A 22,807-nucleotide genomic window follows, 5' to 3' on the forward strand; every position below is an offset into this window, starting at 1 on the left:
TCACAGCAAAAATGCGACCCTTTTCCGGCATCCCTGCCAAAAACGGTCGCATTTATCTTTCTACTCTTCCTCAACCTCTTCCGTAAGCTCTTGGGTATCCAATGCAGCATCCAGCAGCAGATTGTAGACATCGTCATCATTTTCCAGCAGCGAATCGGTTTCCAGGAACTGCTCCTCACTCCCCGGCTCGCCGGCAAAGCTCAGGCTGTAATCCCATTCCGTACCGCGTTTGCTGAAAAATGTGATTTCATAAGGGGAGTTATGATTCTCAAGGGTAAAAACCGTTCTCCCGATAAAGCTTCTATCCTCCTCGCGTTTCATTTCTGCTTTTATAATTTCTACGTTCATGTTCTGTCCTTCCCTTCATCATATCCTGGCTATTTCTTAGTATATCATGAGATATGAGCAATTCCCTACCTGTAGGCAAGCCAATTGACTTTTTTCATCCGGCGGTTAATAATTTAATAAATCAATTGAAAATGGAGGAATTCTAATGCCCCAACTGCAAGCACAGCTTAGTAAATATGCGGATTTGGCGGTTCGAATCGGAGTTAATGTTCAGCCCGGACAGACCCTGATCGTGAGCGCGCCTATTTCAGCTGCAGAATTTGTACGGCTCATTACAGCTAAGGCCTATGCCATCGGCGCGAGCCAGGTCAAGGTCAATTGGAGCGATGAATTCATTACCCGCCAGCTATTTGAGCATGCCGCACCGGAAGTGTTCACTAAGCCGCCTACCTGGTTTGCGGGTGAAATAACCGAGTTCGCCGAGAATGGCGCAGCTTTCCTTCATGTTATCGCCGAAGACCCGGATGCGCTCAAAGGCATTGACTCCGAGCGGATTGCGAACTACCAGAAAACCCGCGGAGAAGCTCTGACCAAATACCGCGAGCTGCAAATGTCTGATAAAGTCAGCTGGAGCATTGTTGCCATTCCGTCGCAGGCTTGGGCCGATAAGGTATTCCCGGATGTTCCGGCAGATGAACGCGTAGACAAGCTTTGGGAAGCAATTTTCCACACCGTACGCCTGGACCGCGAAGATCCTGTAGCCGCCTGGCAGGAACATTTGGATACCCTTGAACAAAAAGCCAATGTCCTGAACGCCAAGAAATATAAAAGCCTCCATTACATAGCACCCGGTACTGATCTTAGCATTGAGCTGCCTGAAGGACACTTGTGGGCGCAAGGCGACAGCATCAATGCCAAGGGCCATTCTTTTGTCGCCAATATGCCGACTGAAGAAGTGTTCACAGCCCCACTCAAAACCGGTGTCAACGGAACGGTCAAAGCCACGAAGCCGCTTAGCTACGGCGGGAACATTATTGACGGCTTCTCCATTACTTTTGAACAAGGCCGGATCGTTAGTGTAGCAGCCGAACAGGGCCAGGAGGCGCTGGAATATCTCATCGGGCTGGATGAAGGTGCAAAATATCTCGGCGAAGTGGCGCTTGTCCCGCATAAATCTCCAATTTCGGAATCCAATATCCTGTATTTCAATACTTTGTTCGATGAGAATGCCTCCAACCATCTGGCCATTGGCACAGCTTATGCCTTCTGTCTCGAAGGCGGCAAAGAAATGAATAAGGACGAACTGATTGCCCACGGCCTGAACACAAGCGTTACGCATGTCGATTTTATGATCGGCTCAGCGGAGATGGACATTTACGGTATCACCGTTGACGGCACCAGAGAGCCTGTATTCCTCAAGGGGAACTGGGCGTTCTAAAGCAGGCTGGACAGAGATATTAAGAGGAGTGGTACTATGCTGAGTTTTACGCAAAAGCTGGAGAATTACGCACTGCTGACGGTCAAAATCGGAATTAACATTCAGCCTGGACAGACCCTTGTGGTCAACGCTGATATAGCTTCGGCAGAACTGGTGCGGCTGGTAGTGCGCAAGGCCTATGAAGCCGGGGCAAAACTGGTTAAGGTGAATTATACGGATGAACTTGTCACCCGCACACGTTACGAGCTGGCGCCGTCCGAAAGCTTCCTCGAACCGCCAAAATGGCAGGCCGATGAGCTGGAGGACCTGGCTAAAAACGGAGCAGCCTTCCTGTCGGTCATTTCGACCAATCCGGATCTGCTGAACGGGATCGATCCCGTACGTATTGCCGATAATCAGCGCACAGCCGGTCAAGCTATGATGCCATACCGGGAACTGCTGATGGGCAACCATGTCAGCTGGAGCCTGGTGGCCTACCCCTCGCCTGTGTGGGCGGCCAAGGTATTCCCGGACGCTCCGCCAGAACAGCAGGTAGAACTGCTGTGGGATGCCATCTTCAAGGCTGTCAGAGCAGACCAGGAGAATCCGGTTGAAGCCTGGAGCCTCCACCTGGCCGGCCTGAAGCAGCGCTGTGATATTTTGAATGCGAAAAAATACCGCAAGCTCCACTATACCGCACCAGGCACTGATCTCATGCTTGAGCTGCCGGAAGGCCATATTTGGTGTCAAGCGGGGGCTGTGAACGGACGCGGAGTACCTTTTCTGGCGAATATCCCAACCGAAGAGGTCTTCACGGCACCGCTTAAGACAGGTGCAAACGGTACAGTCAGCAGCACGAAACCGCTAAGCTATAGCGGCAACATCATTGACCGTTTCACCCTTACCCTGGAGAATGGGAAAGTTACAGATTTCACTGCAGAAGTGGGCCAGGATGCGTTAGCATCTCTGCTGGCGATGGACGAAGGCTCTGCTTATTTTGGGGAAGTCGCCCTCGTTCCCTACCACTCTCCGATCTCGGAAAGCGGCATTCTGTACTTCACTACACTTTATGATGAGAATGCTTCCTGTCACCTGGCTCTGGGAGCAGCTTACGCTTTCACTCTGGAGCAAGGTACGGCGATGACCAAAGAGCAGCTTGCCGAGCACGGGATGAATCAAAGCCTGACTCACGTGGATTTCATGATGGGCTCCGCGGATATGAATATCGACGGGATTACGGATGAAGGCCTGGCCGAACCTATTTTCCGCAACGGAAACTGGGCTTAACTTTACTATCTTGATAGCTTGACAAATTTCATTAACACACTAAACACCCTGTAGATTCTCTTAAAAAAGAGCGTCTCAGGGTGTTTTTTTGGCTACTTAGCAATAATTCAGTAAATTAATCGCCCAAATTTGAAGATTTGTTCAAAATTAATTCACAATATTGTTGAATTTCATTCACAAATATGTCACAATACAGTTAAGGATTCTATTCCCAAGGAGGTCATTCCGATGAAAGAATCATTCTCCCACGACCTGGACACAGTTAAACCGGATCGTAAAGAAACCGATGCCCCTACCGACTCCAGTATCGCCGCTTCCAATGCCATCAAGTATACGGCCTATATCATGCTGCTGTTCGGATTTCTGTATTTTCTGATTGCTTACCTGGCCCCCATGCTGTAAGAGGCTCATTCAATGATATACACTATGGAAAGCGCTTACGGCTGACGCCTACTCTTACGGTACGGGTCAGCCGTTTATTCGTTATTCCGTCTTATTGGGGATGGCAAAACCGGTGCAGCTTACCAGGATAAAACTTTGCCCAGCCAGCTTACAGACGCAGGACTCCATTTCCCTTCCATCCGGTTGCGCAGCCACACTATAGCCTCATCTCTCGTTCCCTTAAATTCCGGAATATGATTCTCTGCCATCCAGTGGCCGGCGGTTTCAAATGAGGTGCTGTTCCAGCCGTTTTTCTCTCCCTCGGCATTATGGCGTTCCTTCACTCCTGAGATCACAATATCCAGAGTGCCTTGCAGTTCCGTTACCGCATTGTCAAAAGCAGTTTTCTTCTCCTTCGCCTTCATGTCAGCCAGCTTACGTAGTTCACGTGTCTCAATGCCTTGATTATCACGGATGATCTGAAGCAAGGTTAGTGCTTCTCTGCTGCAGAGTCCACTATCGTAGCGTTCCTCCAGGGATTGTGTGCTGCCCGCAGCAGCCGCATATGCCGGGAACCATTCTCTGGCGACCAGGACTGCTTTTTTGCGGATAAATTTCCCGTACGCAGCCAGACCTTCACCGGGAAACCGGGCACGCCAGGCCCAGGGGTCAAGCTCTGTATCGGTATGCCAGTTCTCGGCTTTGGTCAATCCGTTCACAGACGGATGCCCAGGTATGAGTACAGCCAGCGGGACAATGCCCAATTGGTCAATCACCGCTTTCATTTCTTCATAAGTCGTTACCATCCCGTGCTCTTCCATGCTGCTCATCAACTTTCCCTCCTGCGGTTCATATTCTTGATCCTCTACTACCCAGTTCCGGTGCTTGAACTCTTGCTGCGGATACCGGCAATGAATGCGCTGATCAGCCAGTTCAAGCTGATATTCGTGTCCAAAGGCATCCCGAACCCCCCCTTGTTCTCCAAGGCAGCGAATCCGTGCAGCAAGCTGCGCAGGCCCCGGACCGCATGCAATTCATCTTCTGCATCCAGCTCATAACAGGACAACAGCCTAATAATTAAGGACAGCACCTGTTCGCTTGCCCTCACCAGCTCTGAATTGCCTTCCTCCGGTGCCCGCAGCGTAGTTTCATACAGACCCGGATGTTTCCTGGCAAAATCCACATAGGCCTGTCCCATGGCATGTATTGCTGCATCCCCCTTCAGCCCCTCCGAAGCGGCGGCTATTGCTGCATTCAGCAGCTCAAGACCGTGTACGGCAAGCAGCGAGCGCAGCCCCTGAAGACCGTTAATGTGATTATATAACGACGGTGAGCGGACGCCTAGTCTGGCTGCGATCGCAGCCAGGGTTACTTCTTCAATGCCTTGCTCATCGGCAATTTCTGCTGCTGCCAGCACTAATGTGTGTGTATCCAATCCTTCTCGTGGCGACATCTCAATTCCCCGCTTTCTTCTGAAGCTGTTCGGCTTGTTCTACCGCGTATTTCATATGTTCAATCGGGGCATGCAGCAGATTGCCATGTCCCACAGCAAGCACCTTCGGTGACAGCTTGAGAAGCTTAACCGCACTTTCCAAAGCACTGGCCTTATTCCAGGTAGCCATAGCAGGGAAAGGAAAAAACGGCACTACAGTCCCCGCGACAGCTGTTCTACGGAAAGTCTGCAAAGCATCTCCGGCAATTAGCGCTCCTGTACGCTCATCCAGAAAAGACATCGAACCCGGTGTATGCCCTGGCGTAGCAATTGCTGTTAAGGAACCTACAGCATCGCCTTCCTGCAGCAGGATATCCGGTACAGTGGTGATTTTGGTTGGCACACTGCCTTTAATGGGTGTCTGCGGCTCGCCCTCTCTCAGGGAACGGTCCCCTCGAAGCAATGCCGCATCCCGTTCCGAAATGTATACCTGGGCTGAAGGAAGCCGCTGCTTCAGTTCATCCAGCGCTCCGACATGATCACCATGGGCATGCGTCAGTATAATGCGGTTAATGGGCTTATTCAGCTTGGCCGCCGTATCCAGAATTCCTTGCACACTGAATGACATCGCAGCATCGATCAATGTCAGGCCTTCTTTTTCTTCAACCAGGTAACAATTTACGGGAAACAATCTTGGCAGCCAGGTAAGCTGCAGCAATTGGCCTTCTTGTGTCAATCTCATAGAAACCCCTCCAAAACTAATATCGTTAGTTTTAATATAAACTAATTACATTAGTTTTTCAAGAGTTCACTATTGAAATTAGGATTTTTAAGTATTGATATTCCCGTTTTGCGATCATAATCCATATATTGGTTTGATTGTTATTTTAAGTCCTACTCTTTCCAATCATAACGTGTTATCATACATTTTATATAATACACTTGTATTAAAAAAGGAGACATGCTGTATCATGAACCAAGTCAAATCTGAGAAAAAATCATCAAAACGAATATGGAAAAAGCTGCTGCTAATTGTTTTGTCAGCCATAATCCTCCTTATCGGATCAGGATTTCTGTACGAAGCTATAGCCTCAAATGCCGCCAAAAAGCAATATCCAGCGCCAGGAAAACTGGTAGATGCAGGGGGCTTCAAACTGCATATCCATAAACAGGGTACCGGGAGCCCCACCATTATTCTCGAATCGGGGAGCGGTGAGACCAGCTTATCTTGGAGAGATATCCCTGATCAGCTGGCTAAATCCGCTACTGTGGTCAGTTATGACCGGGCTGGTTATGCCTGGAGCGAGTCATCCCCTAACGAACGCACCGGCGCTAATATCGTCCGTGAGCTGCATAACGCACTTATGAACGAAGGATTACCCGGCCCTTATCTGGTTGTAGGCCATTCCCTGGGCGGAATGTACGCCCGCCTCTTCACTCAGACTTACAGGGATGATGTCATGGGTCTAGTACTGGTTGATGCCAGACCGGAGAATGACGAACGGGAGACGGCAGCCATTCTGAAGGCAGAGAAATTCGCCGGGAATCCATCCGCTGCCATCCTCGCCATTCTGAAGCGCTCTGGAGTTATGCGCTTGTTCCAGGACAGCCTGCTGGAAGGTATGGTCGCGAAGGAAGACCGGGGCAAATTCATTAACGTCATTTCTACACCAAGCTATTTTACCGCCAAGGAGCAAGAAGGAAAATTGGCCACCTCCACCGAGGATGCGATCCGCGGGCAAAACTTCGGCGCTCTTCCGGTACGCATCATTGCCCGGGGACTTCCGCAGGACTATGCTTCATTCGGATTCTCCGAAGCAGGCGGCAAGCAGCTTGAAGCAATTTGGCAGGCCGGACAGCGAAGCATGCTGCAGCTCTCTACTGACAGTAAGCTCACTATTGCCGAAAAAAGCGGCCATATGATAATTCATGACCAGCCGGAGCTGGTGATCGAGACAATACTCAGCTTATTGAAACAGAAATAATCAGTTGGCAACGGAGTTATAATCGCCACCCTACCGCGCCCCTTCCGGGGCTCTTCCTGTGGGACCAGGATCCCTGCATATCCCCAAATCTCCATGATTACATCCCGTTCATGCTGATTTGCCGGGAGCAGGTCCCTCCAGCGTTTCTCCAGCTTCCGCGCTGTATTGTCAGGGCCACACGACTCCACCGCTGCTACCATTCGTTCAAGGATGGCCAGGTCCTCTCTGCTGACACTGAATTCTTCCTCTCTGCTCAGCAGCTCCAGATCCAGCATGCAATATAAAAGGTGGTTGAGCCGAATGCCGCCCCATTTGACCCGTTCAAAATTCAGCACATTCAGGTCTCCACCTACATAGCTTTTATCAGACATAATTCTCCTGGCGCTGCAATCGCCGCAGCTGCTGTAGCTGGCTCTCTCCAGCGGATGCTGCTCATAGGAGTGCAGCTCCATACCGGAAGTCAGCGCCCAGCTGGACAACGCACTCCGGAGATAACTTTCCTCGTAGACAGATTATGTAAAAAAACTGTTTTGCGGGATTTCTTATTTCCTGCAGAACCAAAACGGCTGTACCGTCCTCCACGGGACAGCGCAGCCGTCTTGGTTCTAGCGTTACCTGGAGAACGACTCCCTATGAATCCTACGGCAACTCTTTAAGTGGAATAAGGGACACTAATTTGCCGAAGTACCCTACCCTCGGGCAGATGAAGTGGAAAAAGGGACACTAATTCAGCCCATTTCACCATCGGACAAGAAATGTGGCCCAATTTATACGAAAATAACTTTGTCGCTTCACAGCTCGAAAGTAAATTTTGCTTTAAAGATCCCCTATATCGGAACTTCATTTTTTTAAAAAGTGGGTATCATGTAATAGGTGTCAGTTCCACTTGGTAGCCTAGCTTTTGAAGTTTTTTAATCAGGTAATTTGCGGTCTGCTCTGGGGTGTTCAGATATTCCGTCCCCAGCTCGGTATAGGGGACTTTATCCCGAAGCATCACATACATGATTCGGATCATCGCATGGGCTAAAGCGACGATGGCTTTCTGTTTTCCTGCCCGTTTCACGATCCGACTGTACATAGCGGAAAGCCGATTATTCTTGGACTTGCTCGCTGCCCAAGCGCACTGGACGAGTACGGCTTTCAGACCTCGGTTCCCGCGTTGGTTCTTTTTACTTTTTTTTTACCGGCGCTCTCATGGTTGGCTGGACACACCCCGACCCAAGAGGCCAGATGAGCTTCACTTGGAAAAGGAGACACGTCGGTACCCAGTTCCGCCACGATGCTCGCCGCGGCATCCGTGCTCACGCCTGGAATGGTATCCAGCAGTTCAATTTCCTTCCTGTATGGTTGCACCAGTTCCTCAATTTCAGCTTCCAACGTCTGCATTTCACTCTCCAGATACTGCAAATGATCCCAATGACGCCGGATCATCTTCCGGTGATGCAGACGTAGTCGGCCGTTCATCGCTTCGACCAGTGAAGGCACCTTCATCTTCAGCCGGGTATGCACCAGCTTGCGGACCTCATGCACCTCCAGCACTTCGCCATTCACAATCGAGTCCAGTAGCGCACGACCGGAAACGCCAAAAAGATCGGAGACATACGTGGTCAGTTTAATGTTGGCATCTTGTAGAATTTTGTGAATCCGGTTCTTTTCTTGCGTCGCGTTTTGCTTAAGCTTGCGCAGATACCGGGTAAGGTCACGCAAATCGCGGATGGGCTCGTCCGGGACAAAGCTTCCCTCAATCAAGCCGCAGCGGTGGAGCTTGGCGATCCACTCGGCATCCTTGACGTCGGTCTTCTTCCCGGGCATATTGCGGATGCGTTGCGGGTTGGCCAGCGTGATCGTACAGGTGCTTTCTAGAATGTTCCACACGGGTTTCCAAAAGACCCCTGTACTTTCCATGGCAATCTCGGTACATCCCTGCTGCTCCAGCCACTCCTGTAATCTCAAAAGCTCGCGGGTCGTGGTTCCAAACGTCTCGATCACGGACTTGGGTTTCTTCTCCAGGGGGCCACTCAGTAGACAAACCACCACCGTCTCCTGATGAATATCCAACCCGGCACAGCGTTCACGAATGGCATCCATATTCCCTACCTCCAAGCTAAAAGTATGCGTGGATCATGCAACCTAAAGAGGTGAAATTTTATACACGTGCTCGTGGCAACACTCGGCGATCCTCGTCGTTGCAGTTGGTCAGATTAGGTTACGGGATGTTTCACCAATATTGAATCGACCTCTGATCCACAGCACGATTTTACCAAATATATACTCTGACTTCACCTGATTTTCATGACCGACGGTGGCCGCCAGGCCATGGGTGATTAGGTATACTTTTTCCACTTCAATCTCAGGATTTCTTAATTTTCGGAAAAATTAGTTCCCTTTTTCCAACTAGCGCCGCCTGATGAAGATCCCGGTAAGCGAATACTGGCTGGAATGAGGATATCTAGACCGGCCACCCCCTCAGAACTCGGCCTTCACCGCCCCAACAACGGTATTTCTGCCGTTGCTCGTTACAAATTCGTCCAACCACCCTGACGGGAATAGCAACCCGAGTTACACTGTATAATTTCTTATACAATAAAAAACAGGTAAAGCTCCTTACCACCAAGGAGCTTTACCTGTTTCTGATAAATCCTGTAATCAGCCAAAGCGGCCCATAATATATTCCTGGGTCATTTGATTCTCCGGATTGCTGAATACCTTTTCTGTTTTGTCATACTCCACAAGTGAACCCAGATAGAAGTAAGCTGTAAAATCAGAGATCCGCGCGGCCTGCTGCATATTGTGCGTCACAATAACGATCCGCAGTTCCTCCTTCAGCTCCTTAATCAATTCTTCCACTTTGCCGGTAGATACCGGATCGAGCGCAGAAGCGGGTTCGTCCAGCAGAAGAATCTGCGGATTAACCGACAAGGCACGCGCAATGCAGAGACGCTGCTGCTGCCCGCCGGACAAAGCGAGCGCCGAATCCTTCAGCCGATCCTTAACTTCGTCCCACAGCGCGGCGCGGCGCAAACTGCTCTCCACGATTTCATCCAAAGCCGCTTTGCCTTTGATGCCGTGATATTTGGGACCAAACGCGATGTTGTCGTAAATCGACTTATAAAACGGATTGGGCTTCTGCCAGACCATGCCGATTTTTTGACGAAGCTTGATGACATCCGTGCCGGGAGCATTGATGTCCACACCGTCGATCCAGATGCTCCCTTTCGTTGTCGATCCGGAGATTTCATCGTTCATCCGGTTCAATGAGCGGAGAAAGGTCGATTTGCCGCAGCCTGAAGGGCCGATCAGTGCTGTAACTGTATTCTGTGCAAAGGGAAGGCTAATCCCCTTAACTGCCTCATATGTGCCGTAAAATATGCTCAAATCTTCCGTTTGAAAGGATTCGCGCACCACCGGTTCTGCTATACCCATCTTGTACTCCTCCTAATAGTCCATCGTATACTTGCTTTTAGCTCATTCTTTTGGAAGCTGTAAGCTTGCGGTAAATTACGCGGCCGAAGTAACGCGCCGCCAGATTGAATATAAGCACCGTAATGACGAGTACAGCCGAAGCTCCGGCTGCAATCTGTGCAGCATCCGGGGCCAGGCCTTCACTGTTGATCTTCCAAATGTGCACAGCCAGCGTTTCGGCCGGGCGGAAAGGATTCAGCGGTGAAGTCGGGCTGGACGGATTCCAATTGGAGAAATCCAGACGCGGACTGCTCATACCTGCGGTGAACATCAGCGCTGCCGCTTCACCAAAGACACGCCCCGCCGACAGGATGGTTCCGGTGATAATGGTCGGCAGTGCGACCGGGAACAGCACATTGGTTACGATCTTCCACTTGGATAACCCAAGGGCAAAACCTGCCTCCTTCTGCTGCTTGGGAACTGTGCGGAAGGCCTGCTCCGTAATTCGGACCATCAGCGGCAGGTTGAAGAAGGTCAGCGCCAATGCGCCGGAGACCAGGGAGAAGCCAAGGTCAAACGTGTTAACGATCAGCAAGAGTCCGAACAAGCCGACAACGATCGAAGGAAAAGAAGACAATACCTCCACGATTAGACGGATGAAGTTGGTCAGCTTGCCGGGGCGGGCATATTCCGCCATGAAGATTCCGGCGCCAAGGCCAAGCGGGACGGTAATGATCAGTGTCAGCACCAGCAGGTAGATGGAATTGAACAGCTGCGGTCCTACGCCCCCGCCTGCGCGGATCTTTTGAGGTGCCGAGGTTAAGAAATCCCAGCTGATGTGGTTCAGGCCACGAACGAGAATGTATCCAAGCAGTCCGATCAGGATGGCTACTATGAGCAATGCAAAGAATACGATAAGCGCTGTGGCAATTTTGTCTGCGGTTCTCGGCTTCAAATTTTATTTCTCCTTTCAAGCATTCTTACGAGGAGGACAAAGACAAATGTCATCAGCATAAGAACCAGCGCCATACTCCACAGCGCGTTATTTTGCGGTGAACCCATCGTGGTGTTGCCCATGCTCAGTGTAATTACACTGGTCAGGGTCGAAGCAGATTCAAAAAGCGATTTCGGTACGAAAGGCGCATTCCCGATCACCATTTGTACAGCAAGGGCTTCACCGAACGCACGGGCCATCCCCAGCACCACCCCCGTCATAATCGCCGGGAATGTAGTCGGGAGAATCACGCGGGCAATCGTCTGCCAGCGGGTGGCACCGAGCGCAAAAGAAGATTCTTTCAGGTTTTGCGGCAATGAAGCCAGCGCGTCTGCAGCCACGCTTGTAATCGTCGGCAGGATCATAACCGACAGGACAAGCGCGCCTGCAGCAACCCCGATGCCCTGACCAGGGAACGTATTACGCAGAAAAGGAACGATGACACTTAAGCCCACGAAGCCATATACGACTGACGGAATGCCGGACAGCAGCTCGATAACCGGCTGCAGCAGCTTTTTGCCCCAGCCCGGGACAATCTCGGTCATGAACAATGCGGCACAGATGCTTAGCGGACTTGCAATCAATGCCGCAATCAGCGTAACCAGAAAGGAACCGGCGATGAACGGGAATGCTCCATATGAAGGCGCGTCCCCTTCAGGCGACCATTTGGTGCCGAACAGGAATTCCGTGATTTTGACATCTCCGCTGGTGAAAGTAGAAATACCCTTGGAAGCTACAAAATACACCATTGAAACAATAATTACGATTAACAGCAGTACACAAAAGGACATGTAAGCCCGCCCTACAAAATCTTCCAGATGATGTTTTTCGATCTTGTTTTTCTTTGGTTCTACCCTCAAGCTGCTCCCTCTTTCTAAAGTGAAAAGAGAGGCAGAAGAAATCCGCCTCTGTTCACATGAAGTTCTAATGGATGATACCTTTGAATGTGTGTATTCGATTACTTCTTAGTAACCGTTCCTGCCACATCACGGGAAACCTGCATTTGCGAAGCCGGGATGTATCCCAGTTCCACTACATCGCCTGTTTGCACTTCAGGGGTCATGATATAATCGAGGAATGCTTTTACAATTTCATTCGGCTCTCCGTTAGTGTACATATGCTCGTAAGCCCATACCGGATATTTGCCGGAGACTACGTTATCAACGGAAGGTTCAACGCCGTCATATTTCAGTGTTTTAACTGAATCATCCAAGTAAGACAATGCCAGATAACCAATGGCTCCCGGAGTTTCGCCGATCATTTTCTTAACAGTACCGGAGGAATCCTCCTGGATCGAACCTTGAAGATCTTCTGTCTTGGTTCCGAGCGCAAAACCTTCAAAAGTAGCACGTGTGCCGGAGCTGCTAGGACGGTTAATGATCTGGATTTTTTGGTCCTTACCGCCAACCTCTTTCCAGTTCGTTACTTTGCCGGTGAAGATGTCGACAAGCTGTTGTTTGGTCAAAGAATCCACACCTGCATCCGGATGAGAAACAGCTGCAATCGCTACAACCGCTACCTGGTGGTCAACGAGAGCTTTCGCTTTTTCCGCATCGGCATCCTTCAGCTTTTCTTCAGCAAACACATCGGAGTTCCCGATATCCACTTGCTTCTCGGCGACCTGAGTCAGACCCGTACCGCTGCCTCCGCCTTGCACCTGAATGTCTACATCTTTGTTGGTTTCCATGAATTTCTCAGCTACCTGCTCAACCAGCGGCTGAAGTGCTGTGGAGCCCGAAGCCAGAATAGATCCGCTCAAATCTGCGCCGCTGCTTGTTTCTGTTGGTGCGGTTGTGGCGGTTGCGTTAGCTCCCCCATTATTGGTTGCTGCATTGTTTCCTCCGTTGTTGCTGCCGCATGCCGAAAGTGCTACTACACTTGTTAATGCCAAAGCCATGACCCACGTTTTTCTAAATTGCATTTTTTTGTCTCCTCCTGAGTGTTTTGTATAACATGTGCTGTAGTGACAGCTGTATGCTGTCCTTACTTAGCAATGCTATGTTTTGTGAGTGTCTGCTACATGTAATCTCTTCGTACAAAACTCACCTTTGGAAGCATCAGACGGTGTCCGTGTCACATCTGACATTTCTTATTCTAGAGCCCGTTCGTCAGGGTAAAGTCTTAAGTATGTAAAACGAAGGATAAAAAACATAATAGAAATTGAATATCCTCATAGATATAATCTATAATATGAATTACAAAACTAATAAAACGCTATCATTAACGGGGGTTCATCATGAATATTGTTAAACTTCAAATTGTAGTGCTAATTGAAAAATATAAAAAAGTCACAGATGTCGCTGCCGAGATGGGATTGAAGCAGCCTACGGTATCTTTTCATATGAAAAGCCTGGAAAGTGAGCTGGGCACCCCGCTCTTTCAATACCGGAGTGGACGGGTGCTGCTGACCGATGCCGGGCGCACGCTTTACCAATATGCAGCCAGAATTGTCGCGTTAACGGCTGACGCAGAGCGCAGCATGAAGCAGTATTCCACCCTCGCTTCCGGTCACCTGCAGGTGGAAGCAGGTTATGTGCCTGGTACATATCTTTTGCCCAAAACGGTTTCGCAATTCGTCCGCCAATATCCGGATCTTGATATTTCACTGACTGTGCAGCCCGAGACTGCGATTCGCGAGCGGCTGCGGAGCCGGGAAATTCAACTGGCGGTTCTGCATAGTACAGAGGGGCAGGACAGTTCTTTTGAGACGCGAAGCCTCGCCCGCAATGAAGCTGTGCTGGTGTTCGCCCCAGGGCATTCATTCGGAGAGATCAAGAATTTATCGGCGGAGCTGCTTGTGCTGGAGCCATGGATACAGCATGAACCCGCCTCGTTCCTGCGCGGTATCGCTGATGAGTGGGCCCAGCTGAACGGGGTCAGGGTGTGGGGGCATGCGGTGCTGAATTCGCCGGAGGCCATCAAAGGAATGATCCGCGAAGGCAGCGGTGTCGGGCTGTTCCCAAAGGCGGGAATCAAGGCCGAGGCCGCTTCAGGGAGCTTGCGTTATCTGCCACTACCGGGTATCCAGCCGGATCATGGCGAATTCGTGCTGGCTTGGCGGAAGGATCATCCGTTAACCCCTTTGCAGCAGGCTTTTGTAGAGCTGGCTGCCGCTCCCGCCGAAGAAAAATAGCACAAAAAACCGGTACAGCCGCCTGGGTCCGCTCTTCAGGAGCGCCAGGGCTATACCGGTATTTTCGTGGAATCCGCTACACGGTCTCCGCCACCAAAGCGAAGGTCTTGGGAATGCCTTTGTCATATATATCGGAAGATAAATTTGGCTCTTCGGCTAATTCACGGATGACCAGGCCGCTTCCGGCTGCTGCGGTCACAATCTCACCCAGCGTCCAGCGCCGCCAGTGAACAACACTGTGCCTGCCGGCTCCCTCTGCTCCCCCCGAAGAAGGGAGATACTTCGAATAGGATACCTTCTTTTCTTCCAGCGCCGTGTCAAAATAATCGCCGCTCACCTTATGCTTACGGACTTTGGCAGTAGACCCTTTCGAGGAAATCAGCTTCGTCGTCACCGGATGGAAATCCCGCAGGACGAACCGGCCGCCGGGAGTGAGCAGCTGGCATACCGTATCCATAAAAGGTGCCAGATCCGTAAAGTAATGCACAATCCCCATTTCGGCAAAAACAATATCATATGTATGGTTCAGCAGCTCCTCCGGCAGCTTCAGCACGTCGGACACAGTATAGGCCAGTGGAACACCCGCTGCTTCCGCCAGTTCGCCGGCATAGCGGGCATTGGCTTCCGAGAAATCGGCCACACTTGCCTCTGCCCCCAACAGCCCGAGTGCCACGGCTTTCATGCCGTTCGAGCCCATGAGATTCATTATTTTTTTACCGCGAATCTCACCCAGATAGTTCAGCAAGGGATAAAGTTTCGCAGCAGGGTCTTTCATAAGCTTTGCCGCCGCTTCAGCAGGACTGCCAAAGCGGGTAGTCCAGGCCGTATAGGTATCCTCATTCCACAGCTCTTCACTGGATGGGACAACTGGTTGTTTTTCTGCCTGGTCAGCTGGAAGTGAAGCATTTGAAGCTTGTTCATGTTCGTTCATTCAATAGAACCCCTTTTTCTTATATCATGTCTCAAGATGCGCTCTGAAGGGATTCATTAACCTTCACCGCTTTTTTACGTCCTGACAATAAGTATACGGCAAGTCCGCCCAACACCAGCACCCCGCCGGTCCATTGCAATCCGGTCAGCTGCTCACCCAGCAGCAAAAAGGCCAGAATGCTAGCCCCCACAGGCTCCCCCAGGATATTCATCGAAACGGTAGTGGCCGAAGTAAACTGCAGCAGCCAATTGAACAGGATATGTCCGAATACAGTTGGCACCACAGCCAACAAAACAAAGATGCCCCACTCCCGCGGAGGATAATCCAAGAAAGGAATGCCGGCCAGCAGATTATAAATTGCAAAAACCACGGCTGCGGTAATAAATACGATCAGGCTGTAGAGATACGAAGGCATACGTGCCACAAGCTTCTGTCCGATCAGCAAATGGCCGGCAACCGTGACAGTTCCGCCAACTGACAGCAAGTCACCCTTCAGGTTATCCGAAGAGAGGCCGATGTCCCCCCATCCGATCAATACAACGCCAAAGATGGCGATTGCTAAACCCAATATAGCTGCTCCGGTACTTCTATCCTTATACAGTATGTAGGCTCCAAGCATAATAAATACCGGCTCCAGTGCCATAATCATGGTCGAGCTGGCAACAGAGGTATATTTCAGTGAGCCCATCCACAGCAGAAAATGCAGGGCCAGCAATACGCCTGAGGCCCCAAGCAGCAGCCAGTCTTTACGGCGCAGGGCAAAGGCGGCTCCGCTGTATGGCCGGGCAAAAGGCAGCATCAGCAGCGAGGTGAAGAGCAGCCGGTACATCCCCTGAACGGAAGCCGGCGCTGCCGACCATTTAATGAAGATCGCAGAAAACGAGATAGCCACAATTCCAACCACCATCAGCAGCGGGACAGGAACGGGCGGTTTTGTAGCATTCACGGATAAGCTTCCTTTCTTGCTTTGATTCAATCATACAACAACAGCATGAACCCGCATAACCGGCGAAGATTCATGCTGCCTTTTGCCCGCAGACTCCAATCTCATATTAATCTACGGTTTAAGCACAACCTTAATGCAATCCGGAAAGCCCCAAGAGAGCCGCCTTGCAGCATGAGCGTGGTCTCCACCTTTATGTTATACCCCCAAATCCTTTAGGCCTATCCATGCAGCAGGCCTTTGGCGGTCTTCATAGGTTAGAATTCCACCTCTTGGGCTGTGCGCAGCTTGGCAAACCTTCCTCCGAGTACCGAGTTGTGATACTTCACAATCTCACCGCCGCTTAAGGAACCATTGTCAAAGGTGCTGTGCGCATCCTCCACCAGCACACTGGAGTAGCCCATACTGAACGCACGTCTAGTGGTCGTATCCACACAGAACTCGCTTTGCATGCCGCAGATCACCAGATCTGTGATGCCCCGCTTCTGGAGCTCATCATGCAGCCTTGTCAGATGGAACGCGTCCCAGGTTGGCTTTTCGATGATCAGCTCACCTTCCTGTGGTGTGACATGGCTGCTGATCTCCCAGGTGGGAGTCCCTTTGGTGTATTCCTGATCCTCGGTATGCTGAATATACACAACAGGTGTGCCTGCTGTACGGGCCTTGTGCAGAAGTGAAATAATTCTGTCCATCACACCCTCTTCATCATGAAGCCTCATGTCAGGATAAGAGAACATAGCCTCTTGTACATCAATAATAATTAATGCAGTTGAAGGTTCAGCCACTTTATATTTTCTCCTTTGCACTCAGATTTCGTCCCACAGCTTATTCTCTAAGCTAAAGTATACCAGATCAGCGCCCAGTGAGAATTCCTTTTTTGTGCCGTCCATTTGGGAACAAAAAACGCTGTACCGTCCTCCACGGGACAGTGCAGCCGTCTTAGTTCTAGCGCTACCGGGAGAACCACGCTCCATGAATCCTACGGCAACCCTTTAAGTGGAAAATGGTTAACTAATTTGCCGGAATACCCACCCTCGGGCAGGTCTAAGTGGAAAAAGGGAAACTAATTCAGCTCATTTCGCCATTATTCAAGAAAAGTAGTCCAATTAAGTTTACTTTTTCCACTTAAATCTCAGGATTTTTTAATTTTCGGAAAAATAAGTTCCCTTTTTCCAACTAGCACCTGCGAAGAAACCGGTAAGTAATTGCTAGTTGGAATTAGAGTATTTAGACCGACTCCTCCCCTCAGAACTCGGCATTCACAGCCACAGCAACGGCATTTCTGCCGTTGCTCGTTACAAATTCGCCCAAAGTATTTATTCTACAACTTTAAGCATAATTTTATCCACTTGCGGAGGTTTCCTATACAATAAAGCTTCGCTTTCCCCAAAACATATAAATGCTTATATTTCCAGAAAAAACGAACCTCTGCATCATAGCAGAGGCCCGTTCTTCAGCTCCGTTTATTTCCCCCGTTTATTGTGCCAAATGAGTGCATGCAGCTGCGGCAGTACCCTCGCCTTGTTCATCTCCGGGTCAGCGATGACCAGATTGAACAGCCATTCCAGCCGCGCCAGCAGGCGCACCGAGATATCCCCCTCTTCAGTTACATCCTCGTTGCCCGGCTGCAGGAAGAACGGCACTCCCGGATAGCGGCTGTGTACTCGTTTGGCATACTGGTAGTCCTCATCGTTGAACACGACCACCTTCAGGCTGTGGGTAGCTCTGCCATGCGCCTTCATCTTGTCCATAATACCGTCAAGCATGTTCCAATCCGTCTCCATCCCGGAGCTTGGCGGTTTGGGGCTGACCGTCAACACATCGACAGCATAGAACCAGTTCTGCCATCTGCTGCCCTGCGTCTCAACGGCTGCCTGAATGCCGCGTTCATGCAGCAGCTGTATCAATCTGCCCATTCCCTCGCCAATCAGTGCCGGGTTGCCCCCAGAGAGGGTCACACAATCAAAATTGCCTCCGGCCAGCGCAGCCAGTTCATCCATAATTTCCTCCGGGGCCAGCATCCGCACCTTATCCTTCGCCGAGCCATCCCAAGTAAAAGCGGAATCACACCAGCTGCAGCGGTAATCACAGCCGTAGGTGCGGACGAACATCGTTTTGACGCCGATTACCGCGCCTTCACCCTGGATCGTCGGCCCGAAGATTTCTATTACCGGCAGCTTACTCACAGTCACAACCCCCATACAGGCGGTAGGCAGGACCCTCGGCAGGAATATCCGCAGCCAGCACCTCCGCCCAGGAGGTTGGCGTTTCCCACAGCTTGACGGAATATAGCGGCAGCGAAGCCTGTATCAGCTTGTAGGCAATATATGCCGACATATTCTCCACTGTTGTCCGGAACGAGAGCAGAGCAATCTTTGAACCGGTGTTCTTCAGGGTTTCCAGAACAGGCTCATTGCCCATGGCCAGAAAAGCGTGATCCAGATGATCCAACAGGCTCTCCTGCACCGTTGCCTTGATATCGCTGAAATCTGCTACAAACCCTTCGTCAGAATGGCCTTCCTCTGCCAGAGGCTTGCCTTTCAACACAACCTCCAGCTTATAGGTGTGGCCATGGAGGTTGCTGCACTTCCCTTTATGTCCGACCAGTTGATGAGCCGAGTCAAAGGTAAAAATTTTACATACGGATACCTCGCCCAGCATCAGGAACCGACCTCATTTCGTTCCGCTTCATACTGGTCCAGTCCCCGCTGGCGCAGCAGGCAGGCCGGGCAGGTACCGCAGCCGCTGCCAATAATTCCGTTGTAGCAGGTCAGCGTATGCTCACGGATATATTCAAAGCAGCCGAGCTCGTCGGCCAGCTTCCAGGTTTCTTTTTTATCCAGCCACATCAGCGGCGTATGAATAACAAACTCATAATCCATTGACAGATTAAGGGTAACATTCAGCGATTTCACGAATACATCCCGGCAGTCCGGATATCCGCTAAAGTCCGTCTGGCAGACTCCGGTAACGATATTGGTGAACTCAAGCTGTTTGGCAAGAATCGCCGCAAAGGACAAGAACAGCAGATTCCGGCCATCTACGAACGTACTCGGAAGCTCCTCCCCTTCACCGGCGGCAATCTCTATATCATCGCGGGTCAGCGCGTTGGGCGCCAGCTGATGGAGCAGACCCAAATCGAGAATATGCTGCTTCACGTTGAATTTTTTGGCGATTTCCTTGGCGACTTCAATCTCAGCCGCATGGCGCTGATTGTAATTGAAGGTAACTGCCTGGACCTCTTCGTAGTTCTTCAATGCCCATACCAGACAGGTTGTGCTGTCTTGGCCGCCGCTGAAGACCACAAGGGCTTTGTTGTTCATTGTCATGAGTCTCCTCTCAGTTCCTCCGGATTAACGGTTGTCCACTTTTTCAGGATACAGGTCATGATTGATCAGCCGGTGCTCGGCCATCGCTTCATATTTGGTTCCCGGACGCCCCCAGTTGCAGTAAGGATCGATGGAAATGCCGCCGCGCGGGGTGAATTTGCCCCAGACCTCAATATACCGCGGCTCCATCAAGGAGATGAGATCGTTCATAATAATGTTTACACAGTCTTCGTGAAAATCCCCATGATTGCGGAAGCTGAACAGGTAGAGCTTCAGTGACTTGGACTCGACCATCTTGTGATCAGGAATATACGAGATGTACATCGCGCCAAAATCCGGCTGGCCGGTAACGGGACACAGGCTGGTAAACTCCGGACAGTTGAATTTCACAAAATAATCACGTCCGGGGTGCTTGTTGTCAAACACCTCCAGAATATCCGGGTCATAACCGAATGTATACGTTGTGCCTTGGTTCCCCAGCAGGGTAACCTCTTGCATTTCCTCTTTCAATCTGCCTTCTGACATGACAAAAAACCCCTCTCTTTTCCCCCGGCTTGCTGCCGGAAATGGAAAGAAGAACGAGTTCCGAAAACTTGGCTCTACTAAGAAGAAACAAGCATAACAGGAATAAGCACATGCGCCAGCCTATACTTTCCCGCAATCCCTTAGTCTCCAGGGACGATTATGCCAGGGCGGTCTTAGTTTTTTATAGAGGGAGTTTGCGAACCTCTCCTGCGGCTTTAGCGCGCAGAATTCTTCTTTATGCCTTTGCGAATTGAACTATACCATGTCCGGCGGCAGGTTGACAACCCTCGCAGCTGATCCAAAATCAGAGAACACAGCATGGATTCAATTCCGAAGAAAAGGGTAACTTAATGTCTATAATCTCCTTGATAAGGGTGGGATCATCTAATGGATCAAAACGTATTGAAACTTATGGATTGGCTGACCGCCCAAGCTGGCGAAACGATTATGATTAAGAAACAGGAGATGAATGACCTGGACACCGTCCACTTTAATCTGGAAACCGTGGATTACCGTAACACCGAGGATGTGATTGATGAATATTTGGACAGCGCGCTGATCCTCCGGGGCACGGGCAATACCCTGAACAGGGACGGCGAGCTAGTACCTCTTCCTCAACAGAATTATGAAATTGCTGTCAGCGGGCTTCAACTGGATAATGCGGACGACGGGCAAGTGGAACTTCGAACAGAGCGGGCCAAATACTCCATCTCCAAAGCCTGAGTGAACATCTCTCACAAAAAAACAGGACGCGGCATATGTGGCTGCGTCCTATCCTGTGCTGTCATTCTTCGCCTATAATCTCTACTTCCGTCTCCAATTCCACACCGAACTTATTCTTTACCGTAGCCTGAACATGCTGTATCAGCCCGATGTAGTCCTTCGCCGTCGCGTGATCTGTGTTCACGATGAAGCCTGCGTGTTTACGGGATACTTCAGCTCCGCCGATCCGGGTTCCCTGCAGCCCGCTCTCTTGGATCAGCTGCCCGGCGAACCTTCCGGGAGGCCGCTTAAATACACTCCCGCATGAAGGATACTCCAGTGGCTGCTTAGACTCACGCTGATGGGTCAAATCATCCATAGCTGCTTTGATTGCCGCCGGATCACCCGGCTGCAAGGCAAATCTGGCCTCCAGAACAATAAATTCACTGCTGGCAAAGACGCTTTTGCGGTAGCCCCATTCCAGTTCCTCTCCTTGAAGCGTCACTATCCGCCCGGCTTTACTGATCGCAAGCGCACTTTCCAGCACATCCTTGATTTCTCCGCCGTATGCGCCGGCATTCATGTATAAGGCCCCTCCGACTGTCCCCGGAATTCCACAGGCGAATTCAAGACCCGCAAGCTGCTTCTCCAAGGCAAATCTGGAGACATCGATAATTTTTGCACCGCACTGGGCATAAAGCACATTGTCCCTGAGTCCCATTTCAGTCAAATCGGAGGTCTGGAGAACAATGCCGCGGATTCCTCCGTCACGGATAATGACGTTCGAGCCGTTCCCCAGAACGGTCAACGGAATTTCATTTACACGGGCATATGTAACAATAGATTGAAGCTCTTCATATGTCGCAGGCGCCGCCAGGATGTCGGCCCGGCCGCCGATGCGGGTAAACACATGGCTCTCCAGCACCTCACCACGCTTAACCATTCCAGTGGGAACCAACTGCTGCAGATCCTCATATATTTTGCTGATATTCATCTTCTTTGCTCCTTTGATTCTATAAAAATAATTATCCTTGATTTGCCGATTTAATCATGCTCCGTTGTTTATATGCAATGAAATAAGAAGGAATTTAACCAGGGCAACCACAACTTTAACAACGAACAGGCTCCCTTGTCAATGACGGGAGCCTGCAGCTTGCTGCATATATCATCTTTATGAGTCTAATTTCATGATTATAACCTTTCCCAGACTCCTTACATTCCGACGGCTGAATAAGCCGCCAATTCATAAGGAAGACAGAGCGGCACACCCGTACGCGGATCAGGAACAATATCCGCTTCGATTCCGAATACCTCACGCAGTACACCGGATGTCATAACCTCAGAAGGAGCGCCTTCACTGATCACGCTTCCGGACTTAATGGCTACCATATGCTGTGCATACCGGGAAGCATGATTCAAATCATGCACAACCATAATGATTGTGCGGCCTTCTTCCTGATTCAACTTCTGCAGGAGCTGGAGAACTTCCAGCTGGTGAGCCATATCGAGAAAAGTTGTTGGTTCGTCCAAGAACAGAATATCGGTCTGCTGAGCCAGAGCCATAGCGATCCATGCCCGCTGGCGCTGCCCCCCGGACAGGCGGTCAATCGGGCGGTCGTGGAATGCTTCCATCCCCGTTACCGTAATCGCATTGGCAATAATGCTGCGGTCTTCCGGAGTCAGTGTACCGAAACCCTTCTGATGCGGATAACGTCCGTAGCCGACCAGCTCGGAGACAGTAAGCCCGTCGGGAGCGGTAGGATTCTGCGGCAAAATCGCCAGCTGCCGGGCTACCTCCTTGGTCGACAGGTTGTGGATCGACTTTCCGTCGAGCATGACGCTGCCGCTTTTGGGCTTCATGATCCGCGCCATAGTCTTGAGAATGGTCGATTTCCCGGAGCCGTTAGCCCCGACCAGCGCAGTGATTTTTCCAGTAGGAAGCGACAGGTTCAGCCCTTTGACTATCATCGCCTCAGCATACCCGATACTTAACTGTTCTGTATTCAAACGTTCCGACATGATCTTCACTCCTCAAAAGTTTTACGGAGCTTTTGCTCC

The 22,807-nt window shown here is 50.6% G+C and carries 26 protein-coding genes and 1 riboswitch; of the genes, 6 read left to right on the plus strand and 20 right to left on the minus strand.

Annotated elements, in window-relative coordinates; translation table 11 throughout:
• Positions 1-60: 60 nt before the first annotated feature.
• A complete protein-coding gene (locus tag PRIO_RS18155) occupies positions 61-348 on the minus strand; it encodes a hypothetical protein (RefSeq protein ID WP_039836816.1) in 288 nt (95 codons plus the stop codon).
• A 145-nt stretch (positions 349-493) separates the two neighbouring features.
• Here PRIO_RS18155 and PRIO_RS18160 point away from each other — a divergent pair, with 145 nt between their 5' ends.
• From PRIO_RS18160 to PRIO_RS36115, 3 genes are all read left to right on the plus strand, one after another.
• Positions 494-1,726: an aminopeptidase gene (locus tag PRIO_RS18160; protein ID WP_046503974.1), complete on the plus strand. Its 1,233-nt coding sequence runs from the start codon at positions 494-496 to the stop codon at positions 1,724-1,726.
• A gap of 36 nt (positions 1,727-1,762) precedes the next feature.
• Positions 1,763-2,992, plus strand: coding sequence for an aminopeptidase (locus PRIO_RS18165; RefSeq protein WP_020431078.1), 1,230 nt, complete (start codon positions 1,763-1,765; stop codon positions 2,990-2,992).
• A 228-nt stretch (positions 2,993-3,220) separates the two neighbouring features.
• Positions 3,221-3,394, plus strand: a complete 174-nt coding sequence (locus PRIO_RS36115) for a hypothetical protein (RefSeq protein WP_020431079.1) — start codon at positions 3,221-3,223, stop codon at positions 3,392-3,394.
• 119 nt (positions 3,395-3,513) lie between these two features.
• Here PRIO_RS36115 and PRIO_RS18170 read toward each other — a convergent pair whose 3' ends face one another.
• Genes PRIO_RS18170 through PRIO_RS18180 form a run of 3 tightly spaced genes read right to left on the minus strand, consistent with a single transcriptional unit; the run spans position 3,514 to position 5,547 of the window.
• The gene (locus PRIO_RS18170; RefSeq protein WP_020431081.1) at positions 3,514-4,203 is read right to left on the minus strand and encodes an AlkZ-related protein; all 690 of its coding nucleotides are present in this window, start codon (positions 4,201-4,203) and stop codon (positions 3,514-3,516) included.
• 38 nt (positions 4,204-4,241) lie between these two features.
• Positions 4,242-4,826 (minus strand): TetR/AcrR family transcriptional regulator, encoded by a 585-nt coding sequence (locus tag PRIO_RS18175; protein WP_039790394.1) that lies wholly within the window; start codon positions 4,824-4,826, stop codon positions 4,242-4,244.
• A gap of 1 nt (position 4,827) precedes the next feature.
• Entirely contained in the window at positions 4,828-5,547 is a 720-nt protein-coding gene (locus PRIO_RS18180) for an MBL fold metallo-hydrolase (protein WP_020431085.1), read from the minus strand.
• A 229-nt stretch (positions 5,548-5,776) separates the two neighbouring features.
• On the opposite strand from PRIO_RS18180, the gene PRIO_RS18185 reads away from it, so the two are divergent.
• Complete coding sequence (locus PRIO_RS18185; protein ID WP_020431088.1) at positions 5,777-6,790, plus strand: alpha/beta fold hydrolase; 1,014 nt, start codon at positions 5,777-5,779, stop codon at positions 6,788-6,790.
• Here PRIO_RS18185 and PRIO_RS18190 read toward each other — a convergent pair.
• From PRIO_RS18190 to PRIO_RS18220, 7 genes are all read right to left on the minus strand, one after another.
• On the minus strand, positions 6,733-7,269 hold the full coding sequence (locus PRIO_RS18190) for a hypothetical protein (protein ID WP_020431090.1): 537 nt from the start codon (positions 7,267-7,269) through the stop codon (positions 6,733-6,735). The two genes, PRIO_RS18185 and PRIO_RS18190, sit on opposite strands and share 58 nt — an antisense overlap.
• A gap of 383 nt (positions 7,270-7,652) precedes the next feature.
• Positions 7,653-7,868 (minus strand): hypothetical protein, encoded by a 216-nt coding sequence (locus PRIO_RS36880; protein WP_052741404.1) that lies wholly within the window; start codon positions 7,866-7,868, stop codon positions 7,653-7,655.
• Between the two features lie 62 nt (positions 7,869-7,930).
• Positions 7,931-8,878, minus strand: a complete 948-nt coding sequence (locus tag PRIO_RS18200) for an IS110 family RNA-guided transposase (protein ID WP_046501296.1) — start codon at positions 8,876-8,878, stop codon at positions 7,931-7,933.
• Positions 8,879-9,436: 558 nt separating this feature from the next.
• The gene (pstB, locus tag PRIO_RS18205) at positions 9,437-10,213 is read right to left on the minus strand and encodes a phosphate ABC transporter ATP-binding protein PstB (RefSeq protein WP_020432278.1); all 777 of its coding nucleotides are present in this window, start codon (positions 10,211-10,213) and stop codon (positions 9,437-9,439) included.
• Positions 10,214-10,250: 37 nt separating this feature from the next.
• The gene (gene pstA, locus PRIO_RS18210; RefSeq protein WP_020432276.1) at positions 10,251-11,147 is read right to left on the minus strand and encodes a phosphate ABC transporter permease PstA; all 897 of its coding nucleotides are present in this window, start codon (positions 11,145-11,147) and stop codon (positions 10,251-10,253) included.
• Entirely contained in the window at positions 11,144-12,046 is a 903-nt protein-coding gene (gene pstC / locus PRIO_RS18215; protein WP_020432274.1) for a phosphate ABC transporter permease subunit PstC, read from the minus strand. The genes pstA and pstC overlap by 4 nt, the downstream gene beginning before the upstream one ends.
• A gap of 98 nt (positions 12,047-12,144) precedes the next feature.
• Entirely contained in the window at positions 12,145-13,107 is a 963-nt protein-coding gene (locus PRIO_RS18220; RefSeq protein WP_046503980.1) for a phosphate ABC transporter substrate-binding protein, read from the minus strand.
• A gap of 315 nt (positions 13,108-13,422) precedes the next feature.
• Here PRIO_RS18220 and PRIO_RS18225 point away from each other — a divergent pair, with 315 nt between their 5' ends.
• Positions 13,423-14,319 (plus strand): LysR family transcriptional regulator, encoded by an 897-nt coding sequence (locus PRIO_RS18225; RefSeq protein ID WP_052741484.1) that lies wholly within the window; start codon positions 13,423-13,425, stop codon positions 14,317-14,319.
• Positions 14,320-14,395: 76 nt separating this feature from the next.
• On the opposite strand, the gene PRIO_RS18230 is transcribed toward PRIO_RS18225, so the two are convergent.
• From PRIO_RS18230 to queF, 7 genes are all read right to left on the minus strand, one after another.
• Complete coding sequence (locus tag PRIO_RS18230) at positions 14,396-15,250, minus strand: class I SAM-dependent methyltransferase (protein ID WP_020432265.1); 855 nt, start codon at positions 15,248-15,250, stop codon at positions 14,396-14,398.
• 31 nt (positions 15,251-15,281) lie between these two features.
• Positions 15,282-16,196, minus strand: a complete 915-nt coding sequence (locus PRIO_RS18235; protein WP_020432263.1) for a DMT family transporter — start codon at positions 16,194-16,196, stop codon at positions 15,282-15,284.
• 254 nt (positions 16,197-16,450) lie between these two features.
• Positions 16,451-16,978, minus strand: coding sequence for a cysteine hydrolase family protein (locus tag PRIO_RS18240; RefSeq protein ID WP_052741485.1), 528 nt, complete (start codon positions 16,976-16,978; stop codon positions 16,451-16,453).
• Positions 16,979-17,656: 678 nt separating this feature from the next.
• Positions 17,657-18,379, minus strand: a complete 723-nt coding sequence (gene queE, locus PRIO_RS18245; protein ID WP_020432259.1) for a 7-carboxy-7-deazaguanine synthase QueE — start codon at positions 18,377-18,379, stop codon at positions 17,657-17,659.
• Entirely contained in the window at positions 18,372-18,854 is a 483-nt protein-coding gene (locus PRIO_RS18250; RefSeq protein WP_020432257.1) for a 6-pyruvoyl trahydropterin synthase family protein, read from the minus strand. Before PRIO_RS18250 ends, queE begins: the two co-directional genes overlap by 8 nt.
• Positions 18,854-19,522, minus strand: coding sequence for a 7-cyano-7-deazaguanine synthase QueC (queC, locus tag PRIO_RS18255; RefSeq protein WP_197545353.1), 669 nt, complete (start codon positions 19,520-19,522; stop codon positions 18,854-18,856). Before queC ends, PRIO_RS18250 begins: the two co-directional genes overlap by 1 nt.
• 24 nt (positions 19,523-19,546) lie before the next feature.
• On the minus strand, positions 19,547-20,047 hold the full coding sequence (gene queF, locus PRIO_RS18260; protein WP_020432253.1) for a preQ(1) synthase: 501 nt from the start codon (positions 20,045-20,047) through the stop codon (positions 19,547-19,549).
• 167 nt (positions 20,048-20,214) lie between these two features.
• Positions 20,215-20,258: riboswitch (PreQ1 riboswitch) on the minus strand.
• A gap of 176 nt (positions 20,259-20,434) precedes the next feature.
• On the opposite strand from queF, the gene PRIO_RS18265 reads away from it, so the two are divergent.
• Positions 20,435-20,770 (plus strand): protein YmzB, encoded by a 336-nt coding sequence (locus PRIO_RS18265; RefSeq protein WP_020432252.1) that lies wholly within the window; start codon positions 20,435-20,437, stop codon positions 20,768-20,770.
• A 61-nt stretch (positions 20,771-20,831) separates the two neighbouring features.
• On the opposite strand, the gene murB is transcribed toward PRIO_RS18265, so the two are convergent.
• Both murB and PRIO_RS18275 read right to left on the minus strand, forming a co-directional pair.
• The gene (murB, locus tag PRIO_RS18270; RefSeq protein ID WP_020432250.1) at positions 20,832-21,743 is read right to left on the minus strand and encodes a UDP-N-acetylmuramate dehydrogenase; all 912 of its coding nucleotides are present in this window, start codon (positions 21,741-21,743) and stop codon (positions 20,832-20,834) included.
• Positions 21,744-21,961: 218 nt separating this feature from the next.
• Positions 21,962-22,768 (minus strand): ABC transporter ATP-binding protein, encoded by an 807-nt coding sequence (locus PRIO_RS18275; protein ID WP_039832465.1) that lies wholly within the window; start codon positions 22,766-22,768, stop codon positions 21,962-21,964.
• Positions 22,769-22,807: the final 39 nt, after the last annotated feature.

Origin of the sequence: Paenibacillus riograndensis SBR5 (genome assembly GCF_000981585.1) — a bacterium.
Lineage (GTDB): Bacteria > Bacillota > Bacilli > Paenibacillales > Paenibacillaceae > Paenibacillus_AQ > Paenibacillus_AQ riograndensis.